This is a genomic window from Pontibacter burrus (assembly GCF_010686685.1).
GTDB lineage: Bacteria > Bacteroidota > Bacteroidia > Cytophagales > Hymenobacteraceae > Pontibacter > Pontibacter burrus.
The window spans coordinates 94,538-115,217 of the sequence record NZ_JAAGWD010000007.1 but is presented as its reverse complement, the minus strand read 5'-3'; the positions used below and the strand labels follow the sequence as shown (position 1 = coordinate 115,217).

23 protein-coding genes are annotated in these 20,680 nt (G+C 46.4%); 17 read left to right on the top strand and 6 right to left on the bottom strand.

Going from position 1 to position 20,680, the window contains the following annotated elements; genetic code table 11:
* Nucleotides 1–416: 416 nt before the first annotated feature.
* From GXP69_RS15635 to GXP69_RS15620, 4 genes are all read right to left on the bottom strand, one after another.
* Nucleotides 417–1,382 carry an ABC transporter ATP-binding protein gene (locus tag GXP69_RS15635; RefSeq protein ID WP_235925762.1) on the bottom strand — a complete coding sequence of 322 codons (966 nt, stop codon included), beginning with the start codon at nt 1,380–1,382 and terminating at the stop codon, nt 417–419.
* Nucleotides 1,383–1,640: 258 nt separating this feature from the next.
* Entirely contained in the window at nt 1,641–2,099 is a 459-nt protein-coding gene (locus GXP69_RS15630; protein ID WP_163916025.1) for a cold-shock protein, read from the bottom strand.
* Nucleotides 2,100–2,142: 43 nt separating this feature from the next.
* Nucleotides 2,143–2,367, bottom strand: a complete 225-nt coding sequence (locus GXP69_RS15625) for a hypothetical protein (RefSeq protein ID WP_163916024.1) — start codon at nt 2,365–2,367, stop codon at nt 2,143–2,145.
* Between the two features lie 115 nt (nt 2,368–2,482).
* Complete coding sequence (locus GXP69_RS15620; protein ID WP_163916023.1) at nt 2,483–2,674, bottom strand: cold-shock protein; 192 nt, start codon at nt 2,672–2,674, stop codon at nt 2,483–2,485.
* Between the two features lie 245 nt (nt 2,675–2,919).
* Between GXP69_RS15620 and GXP69_RS15615 the strand changes: the two genes are divergently transcribed.
* The gene (locus GXP69_RS15615; RefSeq protein ID WP_163916022.1) at nt 2,920–3,594 is read left to right on the top strand and encodes a YceI family protein; all 675 of its coding nucleotides are present in this window, start codon (nt 2,920–2,922) and stop codon (nt 3,592–3,594) included.
* 87 nt (nt 3,595–3,681) lie between these two features.
* Here GXP69_RS15615 and GXP69_RS15610 read toward each other — a convergent pair whose 3' ends face one another.
* Nucleotides 3,682–4,980 (bottom strand): PQQ-dependent sugar dehydrogenase, encoded by a 1,299-nt coding sequence (locus tag GXP69_RS15610; protein WP_204282061.1) that lies wholly within the window; start codon nt 4,978–4,980, stop codon nt 3,682–3,684.
* A 279-nt stretch (nt 4,981–5,259) separates the two neighbouring features.
* On the opposite strand from GXP69_RS15610, the gene GXP69_RS15605 reads away from it, so the two are divergent.
* Nucleotides 5,260–5,676, top strand: a complete 417-nt coding sequence (locus GXP69_RS15605) for a hypothetical protein (protein WP_163916021.1) — start codon at nt 5,260–5,262, stop codon at nt 5,674–5,676.
* Between the two features lie 92 nt (nt 5,677–5,768).
* On the opposite strand, the gene GXP69_RS15600 is transcribed toward GXP69_RS15605, so the two are convergent.
* Nucleotides 5,769–6,005: a hypothetical protein gene (locus GXP69_RS15600; protein WP_163916020.1), complete on the bottom strand. Its 237-nt coding sequence runs from the start codon at nt 6,003–6,005 to the stop codon at nt 5,769–5,771.
* A gap of 407 nt (nt 6,006–6,412) precedes the next feature.
* Between GXP69_RS15600 and GXP69_RS15595 the strand changes: the two genes are divergently transcribed.
* The 15 genes from GXP69_RS15595 (at nt 6,413) to GXP69_RS15525 (ending at nt 20,642) form a co-directional block, all read left to right on the top strand.
* Nucleotides 6,413–6,973, top strand: a complete 561-nt coding sequence (locus GXP69_RS15595; protein WP_163916018.1) for a serine acetyltransferase — start codon at nt 6,413–6,415, stop codon at nt 6,971–6,973.
* 381 nt (nt 6,974–7,354) lie between these two features.
* A complete protein-coding gene (locus GXP69_RS15590) occupies nt 7,355–7,888 on the top strand; it encodes a c-type cytochrome (RefSeq protein WP_204282060.1) in 534 nt (177 codons plus the stop codon).
* Between the two features lie 23 nt (nt 7,889–7,911).
* Nucleotides 7,912–9,954 carry a Sec-dependent nitrous-oxide reductase gene (nosZ, locus tag GXP69_RS15585; protein ID WP_163916017.1) on the top strand — a complete coding sequence of 681 codons (2,043 nt, stop codon included), beginning with the start codon at nt 7,912–7,914 and terminating at the stop codon, nt 9,952–9,954.
* 215 nt (nt 9,955–10,169) lie between these two features.
* The gene (locus GXP69_RS15580; RefSeq protein WP_163916016.1) at nt 10,170–10,784 is read left to right on the top strand and encodes a hypothetical protein; all 615 of its coding nucleotides are present in this window, start codon (nt 10,170–10,172) and stop codon (nt 10,782–10,784) included.
* Complete coding sequence (locus tag GXP69_RS15575) at nt 10,781–11,245, top strand: nitrous oxide reductase accessory protein NosL (RefSeq protein WP_163916015.1); 465 nt, start codon at nt 10,781–10,783, stop codon at nt 11,243–11,245. The genes GXP69_RS15580 and GXP69_RS15575 overlap by 4 nt, the downstream gene beginning before the upstream one ends.
* Complete coding sequence (locus GXP69_RS15570; RefSeq protein ID WP_163916014.1) at nt 11,229–12,524, top strand: nitrous oxide reductase family maturation protein NosD; 1,296 nt, start codon at nt 11,229–11,231, stop codon at nt 12,522–12,524. The genes GXP69_RS15575 and GXP69_RS15570 overlap by 17 nt, the downstream gene beginning before the upstream one ends.
* Nucleotides 12,487–13,194, top strand: a complete 708-nt coding sequence (locus GXP69_RS15565) for an ABC transporter ATP-binding protein (protein ID WP_163916013.1) — start codon at nt 12,487–12,489, stop codon at nt 13,192–13,194. Before GXP69_RS15570 ends, GXP69_RS15565 begins: the two co-directional genes overlap by 38 nt.
* A 3-nt stretch (nt 13,195–13,197) precedes the next feature.
* Nucleotides 13,198–13,965 (top strand): ABC transporter permease subunit, encoded by a 768-nt coding sequence (locus GXP69_RS15560; protein ID WP_163916012.1) that lies wholly within the window; start codon nt 13,198–13,200, stop codon nt 13,963–13,965.
* Nucleotides 13,966–14,170: 205 nt separating this feature from the next.
* Nucleotides 14,171–14,716, top strand: a complete 546-nt coding sequence (locus tag GXP69_RS15555; RefSeq protein ID WP_235925760.1) for a c-type cytochrome — start codon at nt 14,171–14,173, stop codon at nt 14,714–14,716.
* 66 nt (nt 14,717–14,782) lie between these two features.
* Entirely contained in the window at nt 14,783–16,768 is a 1,986-nt protein-coding gene (gene nosZ, locus GXP69_RS15550; protein ID WP_204282065.1) for a Sec-dependent nitrous-oxide reductase, read from the top strand.
* 78 nt (nt 16,769–16,846) lie between these two features.
* On the top strand, nt 16,847–17,440 hold the full coding sequence (locus GXP69_RS15545; RefSeq protein WP_163916010.1) for a hypothetical protein: 594 nt from the start codon (nt 16,847–16,849) through the stop codon (nt 17,438–17,440).
* Nucleotides 17,441–17,458: 18 nt separating this feature from the next.
* Complete coding sequence (locus GXP69_RS15540; protein WP_163916009.1) at nt 17,459–17,923, top strand: nitrous oxide reductase accessory protein NosL; 465 nt, start codon at nt 17,459–17,461, stop codon at nt 17,921–17,923.
* Nucleotides 17,907–19,232, top strand: coding sequence for a nitrous oxide reductase family maturation protein NosD (locus tag GXP69_RS15535; RefSeq protein ID WP_163916008.1), 1,326 nt, complete (start codon nt 17,907–17,909; stop codon nt 19,230–19,232). Before GXP69_RS15540 ends, GXP69_RS15535 begins: the two co-directional genes overlap by 17 nt.
* Nucleotides 19,165–19,878 carry an ABC transporter ATP-binding protein gene (locus GXP69_RS15530; protein ID WP_163916007.1) on the top strand — a complete coding sequence of 238 codons (714 nt, stop codon included), beginning with the start codon at nt 19,165–19,167 and terminating at the stop codon, nt 19,876–19,878. The genes GXP69_RS15535 and GXP69_RS15530 overlap by 68 nt, the downstream gene beginning before the upstream one ends.
* Nucleotides 19,875–20,642 carry an ABC transporter permease subunit gene (locus GXP69_RS15525; RefSeq protein ID WP_163916006.1) on the top strand — a complete coding sequence of 256 codons (768 nt, stop codon included), beginning with the start codon at nt 19,875–19,877 and terminating at the stop codon, nt 20,640–20,642. Before GXP69_RS15530 ends, GXP69_RS15525 begins: the two co-directional genes overlap by 4 nt.
* Nucleotides 20,643–20,680: the final 38 nt, after the last annotated feature.

The window sequence follows — 20,680 nt, the reverse complement described above, 5'->3', positions numbered from 1 at the left end:
GCCGCAGGCAACACGAGCACAGCGAGGGTAGCAAGAAGGCAGCAGCGCGATGCCCGAAGACGAGGCCTCGCGGCCGTGAGCGCACCAAAGCAAACTATAACACGATAGGTGAGTAAAGCTCCCAGGATAAAAGGTAACGATAGCACAAACTGCTTGTTTCGAGTTGAAGCTTTAGTCAACTATAGCATTAGACGCTCACAGGAGCTGCGCACACTGTGAGGTCTTCTCCAACTATGGAACATATAAGATGTCTCGGCAAGCGCTCGACATGACAAAGAGAAACTATAGCCTAAGATAGATTTCTCGTTATACTCGAAATGACAAATGGGTAATTATATGACGTGAAATTCTCTGGCTTCTCTAGACATGACAGAAGCTGAAACTATAGAACTATAGCGCAAGCATAAAATAGAACCCTAAACCCACCAAACATCCCCAACCTCAACAAACACTTTATCACCAATAGCATAATCAGGCTGAATGGATTTGATAAGCAGTTTTACTTCACCTACTTGCACAGCCAGTTCATAATAACTACCAAAGAAATGGATGTCTGTTACAATGCCGGCTATAGTTCCGGAAGGGGACAATCTTATGGTTTCGGGGCGGAGGAGGAGCTGTTTACCGGAATCATTCTGTAAGCCAAACAGGGCAGCATCTTCAGCCGGTATCAGGTTGTACTTACCGAAAAGAGAAGCCGCGTAGGCGTTTACAGGCTGTTGGTAAATGTGTAGTGGCGTGCCCTGTTGTATAAGTTTACCCTGCTGCATCACCAGAATCTCATCGGCCCAGGAGAGGGTGTCCAACGGGTCGTGGGAGATGAGGATAAGCGTGATGCCCAGCTCTTCGCTTATGTCGCGGATGACGGCTTTAAGCGTGCTTTTATGGCCCATGTCCAGGTTCGAGAACGGCTCGTCCAACAGGAGGAGGCTGGGCCAGGAACTAAGCAGGCGTGCAAGTGCAATGCGCTGTCGTTCGCCGCCGGATAGCTGGTTGGTTTTGCGCTTGGCCAGGTGCTGTATGTGGCAGATCTCATATAGTCTGGCAGCTTCCTCTTCGGTGAGCGAGTTGCTGTACTGCAGAACCTGCTCTACCCTTAAAAACTGCGGCAGCTCAAACTGCTGCGAAAGGTAAGCAATTTCGGGGTGGCCGGGTACTAACTTATCGTGTGGGCCTTCTACCAGCGAGTCGTGGAGGTAAACTGTACCGGAATCGGGTTGTACAAGCCCTGCTATAGTTTGCAGCAGCGTGCTCTTTCCGGAACCTGTTTCGCCTGAGATGGCAATTTTCTGGCCTTCCTGCTGACTGAAACTGATGTTTTGCAAAATCGGAATGCCTGATTCCTGCACACTTATATCAGAAACAGTTAACAGATTCATCATTCGGAGAGGGCTTTATAGTTTGGTAAATGCTGCGCTTTGCAGTGGCGCTGGTGCAAAAGTACACTAAACGCGCCGGTAATGCTATTAAAAGCGGTGTGGCAGTGCGATAACTATAGCTTAGCGGGACGGCAGCTGGAGGAGACTATGTCTGTGGAAATTACGGAAGGTATTGATAAACGTAGCATACTCATACGTTTATCAGTACCATCAGCTTTTTTTCCTGGATCAAAGGCCAGGGCCTTGCGTGTAGAGTGTGTATCAGCCGGCCAGGTTTACCTTTACAGCAGTCAGACCTTTCAGGCCTTTTTCCACTTCAAAAGAAACTTTATCGCCCTCTTTTATAGTGGTAGTCAGGTTATTCTGGTGCACAAAAATGCTTTCCTGCGATACGTGGTCTCTGATAAAGCCGTAGCCTTTTGATGAATTGAACATCGTAACAGTGCCTTTGCGGATCAGGTCAGCAGGGTCGATCGGAGCCTGTCTTGATACGCCAATCTGAATGTCTTCCTGTTTGATGTCTTTCTTCTTTTTAGTAGGATCTGGCGGCGTATCCGAAATATTACCAAATTCATCTACATAGGCCAGCATGTCGTCAATGCCTTTGCCCTTGCTTGAGGTCGCTTTACGCTCTTCCTTCTTGGCTTCCTTGTCCTGGCGTTTGCGTAGTTTCTTCTTTTCTTTTTCTTTTTTACTAAAGGTTTCTTGTGATCTGCCCATGAAGTATTATTTTGTTAAAAATCTATTTTGTGTGGTTGGGTGCTTATTTAGCTAGGTAGTTAGTACCATTACGTATCCACTTCTCAAAAAAGTTGTTGTCGCTGAATTCGCCGGTTACTAACTCAAATTCTTCGGCATCCTGGTTCTGTCTGGAATTCATAAAGCCAGGCAGTTCGTCCTGGTTGTTAGGTACCCATTCCTGACCTTTTTTAAGTGCTACGCAGATGTACTCGCGGGTGGTGGTGTCTACTAGATATTTGCGGTTCATGATGAGTGGGGTTTAAGGGTGGGAAATATTCTGATGAGAGATTAACCTGCTGAGAGGTTAAAAAAAAAACCTTACAGGGCGTAAGGCTTTTTTGTTATTATGTATAAAGCCAGGCTTAAGCTAACTTCACGTTGACTGCATTCAGTCCTCTTTTTCCTTCTTTCAGTTCGAACGTTACTTTATCGTTCTCTCTGATTTCATTTACTAAACCAGTTACGTGTACAAAGTACTCCTGATTTGTGTTATCTTCCTTGATAAAGCCAAAACCTTTGCTGTCATTGAAGAATTTTACTGTTCCGTTATTCATGTGTTGATTTGATTAATATATACCTACTACATTTTGGGAGGCATATGCGTTCATTATTTGTTACAAAGAACGATAAAAAATTTACAAATCCGACTATTTATTTCTAAATATTTGTAAATCGTAACTAAAAAAGTGAATAATTATAGTTTATATACATAAAAGCCTTCTCTGGGCTTAGGATTTCTGTATATTTATGTAACTTGTTGACCTCTTTTCTACCTTAACCTTATAGTTCATCAGAAATTATGAAGAAACACTACATCCTGCTCAGCGGATTTGCCCTGGCAACTTTGCTGTTTGCTGCACCGGTTAGTGCTGGCAACCATGCCCCGGTAACAAGTACCGTTACTGCGGTTAACAACAATAAACTACAGGTAAATACCGAAGCCAGCACCATGAAATGGAATGCCAAAAAAGTGGGCGGCGAACATTACGGAACCATTAAACTGGCAAATGGCGCCCTTGAGATAAAAGGATCCAAACTGGTAGGTGGCAATTTTACCATCGATATGGGTACTATAGTTGTGGAAGACATTACGCGTGCAGACTCTAACAAGCGCCTGAAAGACCATCTGAAATCAGATGACTTTTTCAGCGTAGAGAAGCACCAGACAGCGACCTTTACCATTACAAAAGCCACCCCTGTTAAGGCAAAGGCTGGTGAGCCAAACTATAGCGTTACCGGCAACCTGACCATTAAAGGCATTACGCACCCAATTACGTTTCCGGCTACTGTAACGATAAGTGGCAAAAGCGCTACGGCCGCAGCAACTATAGAAGTTGACCGCACTAAATACGATATCAAATATCGTTCGAGCCTGGTTGGTACTGCTGCCGACAAGATCATTCACGACACCTTTACCATTGACCTGAACCTATCGGCTGGCGAAGCAGCAGGCAAACAACTGGGCAGTAAGTAAAGCGACCCAACTATAAAACAGAAAACCCTGCCAAAGTAGCTGGCAGGGTTTTCTGTTTTATAGTTTATAGTTTGGCAACTGTGGCTGTTAGCGCCCCGGAGTTACTTTCCATAGTTCACCATTTTTCTGGTCGGTCACAATATAAATGGCTCCATCCTGGCCCTGACGCACATCTCGCACACGCTGGTTGCGGTCTTTCAGCAGATGCTCTTCGCCGGTAACACGGTCATTTTCAATTTTCAGGCGCACCAGTGTTTTGTCCTTCAACCCTCCGATCAGCAGATTTCCCTGCCACTCCGGAAACAAACTGCCGCTATAAAACTGTGCACCTGACGGCGCAATTACCGGGTCCCAGTAATACACCGGGTCAACAAAGCCCTGTTTGGTGGTAACGGCATTTGGTATAGGCTTGCCCGAGTATTCCTCGCCGAAGGTAACGAGCGGCCAGCCATAGTTTTTCCCTTTCTCTATAAGGTTCAGTTCATCACCACCGCTAGGGCCATGTTCTACAATCCATAGTCTGCCCTGATTATCTAATGCAGCAGACTGCACATTTCGGTGGCCTACAGTCCAGATCTCCGGCATAGCGTCCTGCTGATTTACAAACGGATTGTCGGGGGCAGGTTTGCCATCTTTTGTAAGACGTAGGATCTTGCCCATGTGGCTGTTCATCTGTTGTGCCTGCGGCCTGATCTCCAGATCAGAACGTTCGCCCAGGGTTAAGTACAACATGCCATCATTGCCAAAAGTAATGCGGGAGCCAAAGTGCTTATCTCCGTTGTATGCTGGCTTAGCTTGGAAGATAACCTTTACCTGAGAAAGGCTTGTACGGTCCTCAGAAAGCACGCCTCTCGCTATACTTGTGGCGTTACCATTGCTGCGCGGCTCCGAAAAGCTCCAGTAAATGGTGCGGTCAGAGGCAAAGTCCGGGCTGAGGGCTACATCCAGTAAACCGCCCTGCCCGCGCGACATAACGGCCGGAACTCCTTTAATTGGCTGGCCCACCTGCCCCGATGCAGTTACAATACGCATACGTCCTGGTTTTTCAGTTACCAGCAGGTCGCCGTTCGGAAGCGGCTCTACAGCCCACGGGTTCTCCAAATTACTGGCCAGCACAGTAACCTCGAGCGGTGTATTAGTTTTGATGGCGCAGGCGCGCGTTTGGCCTTCAAAAGTAGGCTTCTGTTCCGGTGAGTTGCGCTCGCGGGTTTCAAGTGGCTGGCAGTCTTGTTGTGTGGCTGAAGCAGTGGCAGTAGTATCCATTGCGGTTGTATCCTGCTCGGTTGCAGTGCCGTTTTCAGTAGTTGTAGCAGCTTGCTCGTTGCAGGAGGCGCTGCTTAACGCCAGTATCAACGACCCGGCCAAAAAAAGTTTCAGATAATTCATAGTTTACAGGTTAAGTATATGCAAGACCGATTAAATGCTTTATTCTACTCTTTTAAAGCATATAATGTTTGCGGAGGGAGGTACATGCAAAATATGAAAATACCTGACTACTATTTCTTTACTGCTTCTTAACAATAAACCGGACCCGGTAACTGAACTTAAAATCCTGCCATAAAGTTAATCCATCCTGAAAAGGCATTTAGTCTGAAACTACTGCCTGCTGGCAAAGCAAATTAATGGCGACAAAGCTTTTGAATTTTAGAGATTACAGTTTATTGCATGATCTTATTCCAGAATAGTTTAGTAACACTTACTTACAAACCTGCCACCGATGTACTGGAGGTGCAATATCCCGACCTGCATGGTTACCTGCTCCCTGAGATAAGGCATACCATCAACATTCTGGTAGATATGATCCGAAATTATGATGTAAAACGCGTGCTCCTGGACTCAACTAAAACCGAGATATCGGTCAGTGCGGAGGAGAGTAGGGAAGTGACCCAATGGCTGGCAGTAGGATTTATGACCACCCGGTTACAGAAAGTAGCGCGGTTGCAGTCTAAGAGTGAAGCTGTAGAGAAAACAGCAGCCAGTAACATAGCGCATGTACGGCAGGTAAATCAACTGCCATTCGCCGTCGAAAATTTTTTAGATTACAACGATGCAATTACCTGGCTTACCGGCACTACACCGTAAGCGGTTTTCTATAGTTTAAAGTAGCTATAGTTTAAAGGCCATACAATACAGATTGTATGGCCTTTTATAGTTGTAATTTGAGTTCGTTTCTTTTATACCCAGCCTTTGCGCTGACTGAAGTGATTGCAGCCAAACATGGCACCTGTAATCATTTCGAATTGTTTTGGCTTGAGTTCATTCGTGCCTTCGTGCACCAGTGGCAGCACATATTCCGGCTGCAGGGCATGCTTACCAGTTAATTCGTCGCAAACTCCAAAGTCATTGCTCTGAAGCTGTACTTTATTGGGATCCTGCTCCCAATGTGCACAGTGGTTACATGTAGCTTCCATAACATTTATAGTAAGGTTTATAGTGTGTTTATACTGCCAGTTAAGGACCATAGGTTGCAAAAACATACCCGCTCAGGCTAATTTAGAATAATGCTAAATTCTGGAATATAGAGCTGCAGATTACTATTGCCTAATGCCATAGTTTGTGCGGGTGTCTAAGAGAGAAGTGAAACTATAACTATAAGTAAGAGACAGGCAAACTAGCCGGTAATGTGTGCCCGAAACACAAGTACCCGCCACAACCAAAGCCACCCGAAACCAGTATTGGCAAAGTAGATAACCCGCCAGAGTACACGGACTATTTATTATTTCTACCTGACATTTTAGAGCAGTTTTTCTGACGGAATTAACGCAACACCTGTTTCACGAACATCGTAAGCCTTCACACATTAAATAATTAAATCGCTATGTTCTCATATATTTTTCAGGACTGGGAAGCCAACAAAGGAAATCTGAAAGGAAGGATTGTGATGGTGCTTTTCAGGCTGGCGCGCCCTGCATCCCTTAACCGTTTTTTTTATATCTTATATTTACCTTACCTGGCATTTTATAAGCTGCTGGTAGAGTGGTTTATGTGCATTGAGCTACCCCACTGGACCACCGTAGGCAAAGGCTTTTACATTGGGCACGGGCAGGCACTGGTTATAAACGGATGCTCTATTATTGGTAAAAACTGTTACGTACGCCACAGTACTACACTCGGTAACATCAGGTATGCCGACGGCTCTTACTCCGACTCACCTATTCTGGGCGATAACGTGGAGTTGGGTTCCAACGTGTGCATTATTGGAGGGGTACGGATTGGAAATAACGTTAAGATCGGAGCTGGCTCTGTGGTGGTAAAAGACATCCCGGATAACTGTGTAGCGGTTGGCAACCCTGCCCGCGTTATCAAGTACCTGGATGTGAAAGAAGGAATTAATAAACCGGTTACTACAGAAACAGAAGCCTTCGCCCCAACCATATAACAACAAGCTATAGTTTATATTCTATAGTTTCATTTTTTGGATATGATTAAATAGTACTCTCCATTTTATAGTTTACTCGCACAAAGCCGCAGCTGATAAACAGCTGCGGCTTTTTTATTTTATAGTTACCTGCCTGCCTCTTGGCCCAAACTATAGTTGTTGTAAAATATAGCAAATTTCAGATTATCAGTGTGTTACTCCTTTTAAATTACAACTGTAGTTTGTTGTAACAAGCTGGCTTATAGCTGCTTGTTAGAAAAATGACAAATGTCATTATTAAAAGAGATAAAGGTCTTTTATTCCATAGGTATGCGACTATACTTTTGTTACAGAAATAATCACCAATAAATGTTCACACGCTTACTTTAAAAATTTTCGATCATGAAAAATAAAAGCAAACAATTAGGCACGCTTCTCAAAAAGATGCTTAAACCTGTGCAATTCGGAGTGATGGCCATATTCTTCAGTACCATGCTTTACGGTTGCTCATCAGGGGGAAATGAAGATCAGTCAGCTGCAACAGAACACGAATCCGGACTGGCTCACCAAGCGGCTGAAGCTCCTGCTGTTGACGATGGCAAAGGCATCGGACCAGTTACTTCAGTTGAGGTTGGAGAGGGTATAGACGAAGCGCTAGCCGGCAATGGTAAGGCCATTTTCGAAGGCAAATGCTCTGCCTGCCACCAGTTATCTGACCAGAAAATTGTAGGTCCAGGCCTGGCTGGTGTAACCGAGAAACGCAAGCCGGAATGGGTAATGAACATGATCATCAACCCGGAGGAGATGACCAAAAAGGACCCGACTGCTAAAAAGCTTCTGGCTGAGCACTTAACTCAGATGACCAACCAGAACGTGAACGAGGATGATGCCAGAGCAATACTGGAGTTCCTTCGCCAGAATGATAAAAACAGCTAAAAAAACAATAAACCATAACCAACATGGAAACTTCAATTTTTAAATTGAAAAAACTGGTACCGAAGGCCGCACTGCTGATGGCAGTAGCAGCTGGTACCGCGCTGCAGGGCTGCAGCAACACGGAAGGCGGTAGCGCAAACACCGCCGAAGGTGTGGCAACAGATGCCGCCTCTGCAGTGTATGTAGCGCCTGGTAAGCACGATGAGCTCTACTCTTTCCTCTCAGGTGGCTTTAATGGCCAGGTATCGGTATACGGTCTCCCTTCAGGCCGCCTGCTAAAGATCATTCCTGTATTTACACAGCACGGCGAGAACGGCTACGGCTACAGCGAAGAGTCTAAGGCCATGCTGATGACCTCACATGGTTTTGTGCCCTGGGATGACCTGCACCACCCGAAACTTTCACGCACTGATGGTATGACAGACGGTCGTTGGTTATTCGTGAACGGTAACAACACGCCACGTGTAGCCCGCATCGACCTGAAAACGTTCGAGACAGTAGAGATTATGGAGCTTCCGAACTCTGCTGGTAATCACTGCTCGCCATACCCGACCAACAACAACGAGTATGTGATTGCAGGTACACGCTTCTCCGTTCCGCTGGATATGAAAGGTGGCACCGGCGACGTGAGCCTGGACAAGTACGAAGAGGAATTCCGCGGTTCTATCTCTTTCATCAAAGTTGATCCTGAGAAAGGGGATATGGACCTTGATTTCCAGATCCTGGTACCTGGCTTCGACTACGACTTAGCAAACGGTGGCAAGGGCCCTTCTGAAGACTGGGTATTCTTTACAACCTATAACTCAGAGAAAGCTGGTACACTGAAAGAAGTAGGCGCTTCTCAGAATGACAGAGACTACCTGGCAGCCGTTAACTGGAAATTAGCCGCTAAATATGCCAAAGAAGGCAAAGCGCGCGAAATGCCTGCCAACTACTACCACAACAAAATAGACAAGGATTCGCACATCGCAAAATCTACTGTGAAGAAGAAAGTGCGTTACCTGCTACCAGAAGAGTGTCCAGGCATGATGTACCTGTTGCCAGCTCCTAAATCACCACACGGTATCGACGTTGACCCATCAGGTGAGTTCATGATAGTAAGTGGTAAACTGGCCTCAGCTATCCCGGTGTTCTCTTTCTCTAAAATGCAGGATGCCATCAAGAACAAGAAGTTCGACGGTGAGAAAAACGGTATTCCGGTATTGCAGTACGAAGCAGTGCTGAAAGGCGAAGTGAAAGAACCAGGTTTAGGACCATTGCACACTGAGTTCGACGGCAAAGGAAACGCCTACACTTCTATGTTCGTGTCTTCTGAGGTTGTAAAATGGAAGCTGAACGAACTACAAGTGGTAGACAGAATTCCAGTGTACTATTCAGTAGGTCACTTAATGATTCCTGGTGGCGATACAAAAGCACCGCATGGCAAGTACCTGGTAGCAATGAACAAAATCACAAAAGACCGCTACCTGCCAACTGGTCCTGAGCTAGCACACTCTGCACAGCTGATCGACATCTCTGGTGAGAAAATGAAGCTGCTGCTTGACTTCCCGACCGTAGCTGAACCGCACTACGCACAGGCCATACCAGCTGAGAAAGTAGCGCCTAACAGTGTGAAGTTCTACAAACTGGACGAGAACAAACACCCGCACGCTGTGAAGAAAGAAGCAGATGTTAGTGTTGTTCGCGAAAGCAAGAACAGAGTTCGCGTGAAGATGACAGCCATCCGAAGCCACATGACCCCGGACAACATCGAAGGCATACAGGTAGGTGATACAGTTTACTTCCACGTGACTAACCTGGAGCAGGACTGGGACGTACCGCACGGCTTCGCAGTAATGGGTGCCAACAACGCAGAAACCCTGATCATGCCGGGAGCGACACAAACCCTGACCTGGGTACCGAAAAAAGCCGGCGTGTTCCCATTCTACTGCACAGACTTCTGCTCTGCACTGCACCAGGAAATGCAAGGTTACATCCGGGTGTCTCCTAAAGGATCCAACGTTCCGATTACCTTCTCAACAGGTAAGAAGAAACAAAACATACCAGGGGTAGCATCAACTAAATAATGCGATAACTGGGTAGATCAGCGGAGGTTGCCCTGGAGTAACCTCCGCTGAATCTTTAATACGAGTTGCAAAATACTTCAGCACACGAGAAACTTCATCCTGAAGTCTCAGATGGTAAGGGATAGGGGATGAGAAGAAGCTGAAGCTTACTGGTAGATAAACGTCTCATTTACCCGCTGCAACCAATTTTTATCATCTTCAAACTATAGAAAAGGATGAAAGCTTATCAAAAAGTGCTGATGATTGTGGCAGCATTATCTCTTGGCCTCCTGTTCGTCTTTCCCATGTGGAAGATCTACCTGAAGGCTCCGCAATACCCAGAAGGACTGGAACTGCATATCTGGGTGAATAAACTGGGCGGCAGCTCCGAAAGCGTACTTCAAAACTTCAACATCCTGAACCACTACATCGGCATGGAGCCGATCCATCCGGAATCGTTTGCTGAACTACAGTTTATGCCCTACATCGTGATTGCTTTTATGATTACCGGCGTGCTGGTTGGTTTGATTGGCAGAAGAAATCTGGTACTAGGCTGGTCTGGAGCATTGATGCTGGCAGGTGCAGCAGGTATACTGGACTTTTACCTGTGGCTTGTTAAGTTCGGCACTAACCTGGACCCGATGGCAGCCATTAAAGTACCAGGCATGACCTATATTCCACCACTATTGGGTAACAAGCAACTGCTAAACTTCGAGGCCCTGTCGTTGCCTGCTTTGGGTAGCCTGGGCATCTTTCTGGCAATCTCGCTTTCTATAGTTACTTATTACTTTACACTTAAAAATAACAAAATAACTACGGCAGCTACTCCTGAAAAAGTACTGATATCATGAAAAATTTAAGACTATATATCTGCAGCTTCGCGATAGTGCTACTGGCACTGTCGGGCTGTGCTGTAGAGCCACAAACTATACCTTACGGCCAGGCAAACTGTGCCCACTGCAACATGACCGTTGCCGATAACCGGTACGGGGCAGAGCTTGTGAACGATAAAGGAAAAGCATCTTTCTTCGATTCGGCAGAATGCCTGATCGCTTATGTAATAGAGCAGCCGGAGCAAGGCGAAAAAGCCGCCTACCTGCTGGTTACAGATTTTACAAATCCCGGCGTGTTGACCGATGCGCGCAATGCCAGTTTTTTGCAGGCGAAAGCGCTGCCAAGCCCAATGGGCATGTATTTAACTGCCGTAGCTGACCAGGCTGCCGGTGCTGAAATGCAGCAGGAATATGGCGGCAGGCTACTAACCTGGAATGATGCGGTAACAACCGTAAGAAAAAATGAAAGACCTGAATAAATATACCACTATACTTTGCACGATGGTGTTGCTGCTGATCGCTGATAAGGCTTTCGCTAGTACCCTTAAAGTGTGCAGTACCTGTAACTATACTTCGGTAAAAGAGGCAGTTAAGGCGGCTAAGTCCGGCGAAACTGTGCTGATTGAAAACGGAGTGTACCAGGAGTATGGAATTGAAATTGATAAACCACTAACAATACTGGGCCGCAACAGGCCTGTGATTGATGGAAACTATAAAGGACAGATCTTTACAGTTAAAGCAAGTAATGTAACTATAGAGGGGCTGACCATTAAAAACATTGCTACCAGTTACCGGCAGGATGATGCTGCTATCAGGGTTGTGGAGCAAAGCAACGTTCGCATTCTGAACAATATCATCCTGAATACTTTTTTCGGAATCTACCTGCAAAACTCAGATAACTGTGTGGTAAAAGGAAACGTGGTAAAAGGGCAGGATGTAACCGGCAAAAACGAGTCTGGGCTGGGTAATGCCATACACCTCTGGTACTGCGACAATGCTGTGATCAGCAACAACAAGGTACAAGGCCACCGCGACGGTATTTACCTGGAATTTGTGAAGGACAGTGAGGTGAAAAACAACCTGAGCGAGAAGAACCTGCGCTATGGTTTGCACTTCATGTTCTCAGACAGAAACGTGTATACCCATAATATTTTCCGCAGAAACGGGGCAGGTGTAGCCGTGATGTATACACGCGATATACGCATGGAATACAATACGTTTGATAACAACTGGGGTGCGGCGGCGTATGGCTTACTTCTGAAGGATATCAGTAACAGTATGATTCGCAATAATACTTTCCGCCGCAACACCACTGGTATTTATATGGAAAGCTCCAGCAGGCTGGATATTCAGCACAACGAGTTTGAGCAGAATGGCTGGGCCATACGCCTGCTGAGCAGCTGCACCGACGATGTGTTCCGGTATAACAACTTTGTAGGCAACTCTTTTGATGTCAGCACCAACGGCAACTCAACGCTGAATCTGTTTGAAAACAACTATTGGGATAAGTACAGCGGTTATGACCTGGACAAAGACCAGGTTGGCGATGTGCCATACCGTCCGGTAAGTTTATATTCGATGCTGGTGGAGCGCGTACCGTCATCGGTTATGTTTATGCGCAGCTTTATGGTTGATATGTTGGACAACATTGAAAAAGTGTTGCCAAGTTTTATACCCGAAGACCTTGTAGATGAAAAACCTTTGATGAAGAAAACCAACTATGATAACGATAGAAAACTTGCACAAGTCATACGGTAGACTGCATGTGCTGAAAGATGTGAGTGTTGGTTTCGAAGCTGGCAAAGTAGTATCAGTTATCGGACCGAACGGCTCTGGCAAAACCACCATGAGCAAATGCATACTGGGAATGGCCCTGCCGGATAAGGGTGACATTAAAATTAACGGGGAGAGCGTGCTGAAGAAACATGCTTACCGCAGCCAGATCGGGTACATGCCGCAGATAGGAAAGTACCCTGAGAACATGAAGATCCGACAGGTGATCGACATGATCCGCGATATCCGGAAAGAGGCCACTAATGTAGATGAAGAGCTCATCGGCCTATACGGACTGAAAGACATGTATGAGAAGCGGATGGGATCTTTGTCGGGTGGTACGAAGCAGAAGGTAAGTGCAGCGCTGGCGTTCATGTTCAACCCGCAGATTCTGATCCTCGATGAGCCAACCGCCGGCCTCGATCCGATCTCTGCCGAGATACTGAAAAGTAAGATCCTGAAAGAGAAGAAGAAAGGAAAGCTGATCCTGATCACCTCTCACATCATGAGCGAGATTGAAGAAGTTGCTGATGAAGTGATGTGCCTGGTAGACGGGCAGGTGAAGTTCCATGAAACTATAGCCGAAATTAAAATGCAGACTAACGAGGCACGCCTGAGCAGGGCTATTGCCAAAATAATGAATGGGGAGGACTAAGCCATGAGCAAAATCATAAAATACGTTTTCTACGACATCATCAAGAATAAGATTGTATTGGCTTACACCCTGTTTTTGCTCCTGCTTTCTATCGGGTTATTTAACCTGGGTGGTAGCCCCGATAAGGCCATTCTAAGCCTTCTGAACCTGGTGCTGCTAACTGTGCCGCTTATAAGCATTGTTTTTGCTACAACGCACTTTTACAACTCTTATGAGTTTATGGAGTTGTTGGTGGCACAACCCATTAACCGCAAGAAGATCTTCATGAGCGAGTACCTCGGGGTTGCCTGTTCTTTATCTGGCGCCTTTATACTTGGGGTGGGCGTGCCGATACTTGTATTCGGAGCTAGTCTTACAGGACTTTACCTGCTGCTGACTGGTGTCTTTATCACGTTCATTTTTGTGGCGCTGGCCTTCCTCGCATCTGTAATTACCCGCGATAAAGCCAAAGGGATTGGTATAGCTCTGATGTTATGGTTTTACTTTGCCCTGATATACGATGGAATTATACTGTTTATCCTGTACGCTTTCGCTGATTACCCACTTGAAAAAGCAACACTTGTAATGACAGCTCTGAACCCGGTAGACCTGGGGCGCATCATCGTGCTGCTAAACCTGGATGTATCTGCACTGATGGGGTATACTGGAGCACTTTATAAAAGCATACTGGGTAGCCTTTGGGGTATAGGCTTAGCTTTTGGGCTGATGCTGCTCTGGATTCTGATACCTATCCTGAGCTCCAGAAGGATTTTTAGCAGGAGAGACTTGTAAGATTTAAAAGTTATCTGCCCATACAGGAATAATATATTTGGTGTTTTGTTTTTTGGAAGCGCAGGCTGAATAGCCTGCGCTTTTTTTGTTTTATGGTATGGCGACACATATCAGAAATTGCATAAAACTAAACTGAAAGTTTTACTGCTCGTAAACATCTTTTAACCAATATATTACGCTCTTACTCAAACTAAACGATAGAATTATGAAAACTTCACAACAGAATCTACACGGTTTAATGTCTCGCCTAACTCTATTCAGGGGAATGGCTATGTTTTGCTGTGTCTTACTTTTTAGCTGCTCATCAGGTGAGAACGAGAACAAGGGAGCTGACGCCCGGGAAGGATCGGCAACAAACCAGCAGAACGAGACAGTAGGAGATGAAATTGAGGATGAAGGCAAAGGTATCGGACCGATTACGACCGTTGAGGTTGGTGATAAAATTGATGAAACACTGGCAGCAGAAGGGAAGACAATTTTTGAGAACAAATGTTCTGCCTGCCACCAGCTGACCGATCAGAAAATAGTAGGACCGGGACTATTGGGAGTTACAGAAAGACACAAGCCGGAGTGGATCATGAACATGGTGATAAACCCGGAAGAGATGACCAAAAAAGACCCAGCTGCTAAAAAACTACTGGCAGAGCATCTGACCCAAATGACAAACCAGGACATTTCTGAAAAAGACGCACGCGCTATATTGGAATTCCTGAGACAGAACGACCTGAATAATGCCGGTGCCAGTAATTAACCTATCGTAATCAGCAAACCAAGTACTATGAAATCAACACAAAGTAAGCTAACGGCATGGTTAGGTATGCCGCTGGCGTTTCTTGCTGTTACCATTCTGCAAAGCTGTGGTGGTAACGACGGAAACAATAAAAATAATGCGGTCTCAGATGATGTTGCCTCTGCGGTATATGTACCACCTGGAGAGCATGATGAGCTCTACTCTTTCCTGTCTGGTGGTTTTAACGGGCAAGTATCAGTTTATGGGCTTCCCTCAGGGCGACTTCTGAAAGTGATCCCGGTGTTCTCGCAGTTCCCTGAAAACGGATATGGCTATAACGAAGAGACAAAACCAATGCTGATGACCTCACATGGATTTGTGCCCTGGGATGACCTGCACCACCCGAAACTATCGAGAGCTGATGGTATGGCAGACGGACGCTGGCTGTTTGTGAACGGTAACAACACACCACGCGTAGCCCGCATAGACCTGAGAACTTTTGAAACAGTAGAGATCATGGAAATTCCGAACTCTGCCGGTAACCACTGCTCGCCATATCCGACAAATAACGGAGAGTATGTTCTGGCAGGTACCCGCTTCTCTGTTCCGCTCGATCTGGAAAAAGGAGGCATGGGTGATGCGAGTCTGGATGAATATAAAGACAAGTTCAGAGGATCTATCTCTTTTATAAAGGTGGACAAAGAGAATGGCGATATGGACCTCGATTTCCAGATCTTGGTACCAGGCTTCGACTACGACCTGGCAAACGGGGGTAAGGGCCCTTCTAATGACTGGGTATTCTTTACAACGTATAATACAGAAAAAGCCGGTACTTTAAAAGAGCTGGGCGCTTCTCAGAACGATAAAGATTACCTGGCAGCCATCAATTGGAAACTGGCTGCTAAATATGCTGCTGAAGGTAAAGCACACGAAATGCCAGCCAATTACTACCACAACAAGCTGGACCATGGTACACACCAGGCAAAATCTACTTTAAAGAAAAAAGTGCGCTACCTGTTGCCTGAAGAATGCCCAGGCATGATGTACCTGATTCCGGCACCAAAATCGCCGCACGGTATAGATGTGGACCCAACTGGTGAGTACATGGTAGTAAACGGTAAACTGGCTTCATCGCTGCCGGTGTTCTCTTTTTCTAAAATGCAGAAAGCAATTGAGAACAAGGATTTTGATGGTGAAGTGAACGGCATCCCGGTATTTAAGTACGAAGCTGTACTGCACGGCGAAGTAAAAGAGCCAGGCTTAGGTCCATTGCATACAGAGTTTGATAACAAAGGCAACGGATACTCCACTATGTTCGTGTCGTCTGAGGTAGTGAAGTGGAGTTTAAAAGATCTTCAGGTCAAAGACAGATTACCTGTTTATTACTCCCCGGGGCACTTGGTGATACCGGGCGGAGATACCCGCGAACCATATGGCAAGTACCTGGTGGTGATGAACAAAATTACGAAAGACCGCTATCTACCTACCGGACCTGAGTTGGTTCACTCGGCACAGCTGATCGACATTTCCGGAGACAAAATGCGGATGTTGCTCGACTTCCCGACGCTGGCAGAACCGCACTATGCACAGGCCATACCGGCTGATAAAGTTGCACCAAACAGTGTGAAGTTTCATAAACTGGATGAGAACAGGCACCCGGATGCTGTAAAGTCGGAGAAAGATGTGAGTGTAACCAGACAGGGCAAAACTGTGAAAATAAACATGACATCCATACGAAGTCACTTTGCGCCTGATAACATTGAAGGCATTCAGGTTGGTGATACGGTGATATTCCATGTTACCAACCTGGAACAGGACTGGGACGTACCGCATGGCTTTGCCGTAATGGGAGCCAACAACGCTGAAACCCTGATCATGCCGGGAGCAACACAGTCGCTGCGATGGGTGCCTAAACAAGCAGGCGTTTATCCATTCTACTGTACAGACTTCTGTTCGGCACTTCACCAGGAGATGCAGGGCTATGTAAGGGTGTCGCCACGCGGTGCCAATGTACCGATCAAATTCTCGACCGGAGAACGAAAACATCCACCATCCACCGCTTCAGTAAATTAACTATGTGCTGAACGGCCAAAACAGCGGAGTTTGTCATTGGCAGGCTCCGCTGTCTTTTTATACTTAAACAGAACCAAGATGAGCTTATTCCTTAGAATACTGATGATACTGGCGGCTTTGTCTCTTGGCCTGCTGTTTCTGTTCCCGATGTGGAAGATCTACCTTGAAGCACCGCAGTACCCCGAAGGGCTGGAATTGCATATCTGGGTGAATAAACTGGGTGGCAGCTCTGAAAGCGTACTCCAAAACTTCAACATCCTGAACCACTACATTGGCATGGAACCGATCCACGGAGAATCGTTTGCCGAACTAAGGTTTATGCCTTACATCGTGATCGCGTTTATGATTGCCGGGGTAATAGTAGGGCTGCTTGGGAAAAGAAAACTGGTGCTGATCTGGGTAGTGCTGCTAACTATAGCCGGGTTAGCAGGCGTACTGGATTTTTACCTGTGGCTGTATAAGTTCGGAACAAACCTTAACCCCGAAGCGCCAATTAAAGTACCGGGCATGACCTATATTCCGCCACTGCTGGGCAGTAAGCAATTGCTAAACTTTAAAGCTTTATCCTTGCCATCCTGGGGCAGCCTGGGCATCTTCCTGGGTATAGTTGTCAGCGGGTTGGTTTATATATTAGGTAAAACAAGAAAACAACCTCATTTAACCGAAGCGTAGCTTTTTCACCTGAAAATCATGATAAAACAGACCATTTATACAATTAGCCTGCTGCTTATACTTCACCTATTAGCAGCCTGCTCTGCTGAGCCGCAGCCTATCCCGTACGGACAGGCAAATTGTGCCCATTGTAACATGACCGTAGCCGACAATCGGTTTGGAGCCGAACTGGTGAACGACAAAGGGAAAGCCATCTTTTTTGACTCTGCTGAGTGCTTGGCAGCTTTTGTGAACGAGCAGCCAGAACAGGGAAACAATGCCGCTTACCTGATGGTGACAGACTATACAAACCCCAACCAGATCATAAATGCGCGGGAAGCTCATTTTCTGCAGTGCCGGGAGTTGCCGAGCCCGATGGGTATGTTCCTGACAGCATATGCTGATAAGGGAGCTGCACAAAAGATGCAACAACAGCACGGCGGTCGCCTGCTTAACTGGAATGAGGTAGTATTAGCTGTACAGAAAAATGAAAAACCCGAATAAACAGATCTTTTTATTAGCGCACATTCTAGCCCTTATACTTTGGGGGCAAACAGCCTTTGGCAACACCCTGAAAGTTTGTAAAACCTGCACCTATACTTCGGTGAAGCAGGCCGTGCAGAAAGCTAAACCCGGCGACACCGTTTTAATTGATGGCGGAACCTATCAGGAGTCCGGGATAGAGATAAACAAACCGCTTCGCCTGATCGGGCAGAATAACCCGGTCATCGACAGCAACTATAAAGGACAGATCCTGACGATTACTGTCGATGATGTGACGGTTCAGGGGCTCACCCTAAAAAATATCGCCACCAGCTACATCCGCGATGACGCCGCCATTCGTGTTTTCCGGGCCAGTAACGTCCGCATCCTCAACAACACCATACTGAACACTTACTATGGTATCTACCTGCAGAACTCAGAGAAGATAACTATAAAGGATAATGTGGTGAAAGGGGAAAATGACGGCAAAACAGAATCGGCGCTGGGCAATGCCATCCATTTATACTATACCGACGAAGTGGAGATTAGCGGTAACAATGTGCAGGGCCACCGCGACGGCATTTACCTGGAAGTAGTAAAGAACAGCAAGGTACACCGCAACACAAGCCGAAATAACCAACGCTACGGGCTGCACTTTATGTTCTCCAATGGCAATACGTATACCTATAATGTGTTCCGGCACAACGGGGCTGGTGTGGCTGTGATGTATACCGATGATGTGCGGATGGAACACAATACATTTGAAGATAACTGGGGCGCAGCGGCCTATGGTTTGCTGCTCAAAGACATCCGCGACAGCGTGATCCGCAACAACATTTTCCGGCGCAACACTACCGCTATTTACATGGAAAGCTCCAGCCGCCTGGATATCAAGAACAACGATTTTGAGCGCAACGGCTGGGCTATTAAACTGATGACTACCTGCGTGGATGATACCTTCCGGCTGAACAACTTTACCGGCAACTCTTTTGATGTAAGTACCAATGGCACCAGCCAGCTGAACCACTTCGAAAAAAACTACTGGGAGAAATACACCGGCTACGATCTGGACAAAAACGGCGTAGGCGATGTACCGTACAGGCCTGTAAGTTTGTATGCCATGCTGGTAGAGCGCGTGCCGCCTTCGGTGATGCTGATGCGTAGTTTTATGGTAGACCTGCTCGATAACATGGAAAAAGTGTTGCCAAGCATTATTCCGGAGAACCTGGTAGATGAAAAACCCTTGATGAAGCGAGTTAAACATGATAACGATAAAGAATTTGCACAAGTCCTACGGCAAACTACAAGTGCTGCGGGACGTGAGCGTTGAGTTTGGTACAGGGAAAGTTGTGTCCATTATAGGCCCTAACGGAGCGGGTAAAACCACTATGAGCAAGTGCATACTGGGCATGGTATTACCTGACAGTGGCGACATACAGATAAACGGGCAAAGTGTGCTGAAAAAGTATGCTTATCGCAGCCAGATCGGGTATATGCCCCAGATCGGTAAGTACCCGGAGAACATGAAGATACGGCAGGTGATCGAAATGATCCGCGATATCCGCAAAAAGGAAAAAGACGTGGATGAAGAACTGATCGGGCTTTATGCGCTGGAAGAAATTTATGACAAACGCATGGGAGCCTTGTCGGGTGGTACCAAGCAGAAAGTAAGTGCAGCGCTGGCTTTCATGTTCAATCCGCCTATTCTTATCCTGGATGAACCCACCGCAGGCCTGGACCCGATCGCTGCCGAAATTCTGAAGGCCAAGATCCTTAAAGAAAAGAAACGCGGCAAACTGATCCTGATCACGTCGCACATTATGAGCGAGATAGAAGAAGTGTCCGACGAAGTGTTGTGCCTGGTAGATGGTAGTATAAAGTTCTACGAATCTATAGTTGAGCTGAAAGCGCACACCCAGGAAGACCGCCTGAGCCGTGCCGTTGCCAAAATCATGAACGAAGGATATCACCCATGAACAAGATCATTAAATACGTATTGCTGGACATCATAAAAAGTAAGATCATTATAGCTTACACGGTGTTTCTGTTGCTGCTTTCTATTGGCCTTTTTAACCTCGGCGGCAGCCCCGATAAAGGTATACTGAGCCTGCTGAACCTGGTACTGCTGACGGTGCCGCTGATAAGTATCGTTTTTGCTACAACGCACTTTTATAACTCTTATGAGTTTATAGAACTAATGGTAGCACAGCCGATCAACCGCAAAAAAATATTCATGAGTGAGTATTTAGGTGTGGCGTTTTCGCTTTCGGCTGCTTTTATAGTTGGCGTGGGTATTCCGGTCATCATCTTCAGTTCAGGCCTTACGGGTTTTTATTTAGTGCTGACGGGTGTGTTTATCACTTTCATTTTCGTGGCGATGGCGTTTCTGGCGTCGGTAATTACCCGCGATAAAGCCAAAGGTATAGGCATTGCGCTGTTGCTATGGTTTTACTTTGCCCTGATCTACGATGGCATTGTGCTGTTTATCCTATACGCTTTCAGCGATTATCCATTAGAATATGCTACCCTGGCCATGACGGCATTGAACCCGATCGATCTGGGCAGGATCATCGTTCTGCTGAACCTGGATGTGTCTGCGCTGATGGGTTATACCGGAGCCTTGTACAAAAGTATTTTCGGGAGCGTGTGGGGAATGGCGACCGCCTTTGGATTGCTGCTGCTCTGGGTGCTGATACCCGTGCTGAGTTCCCGACGCATATTTGCGAGAAGAGACCTATAGCAAACTATAGTTTGACTTAAAAAGAACAGGAGCGCAAC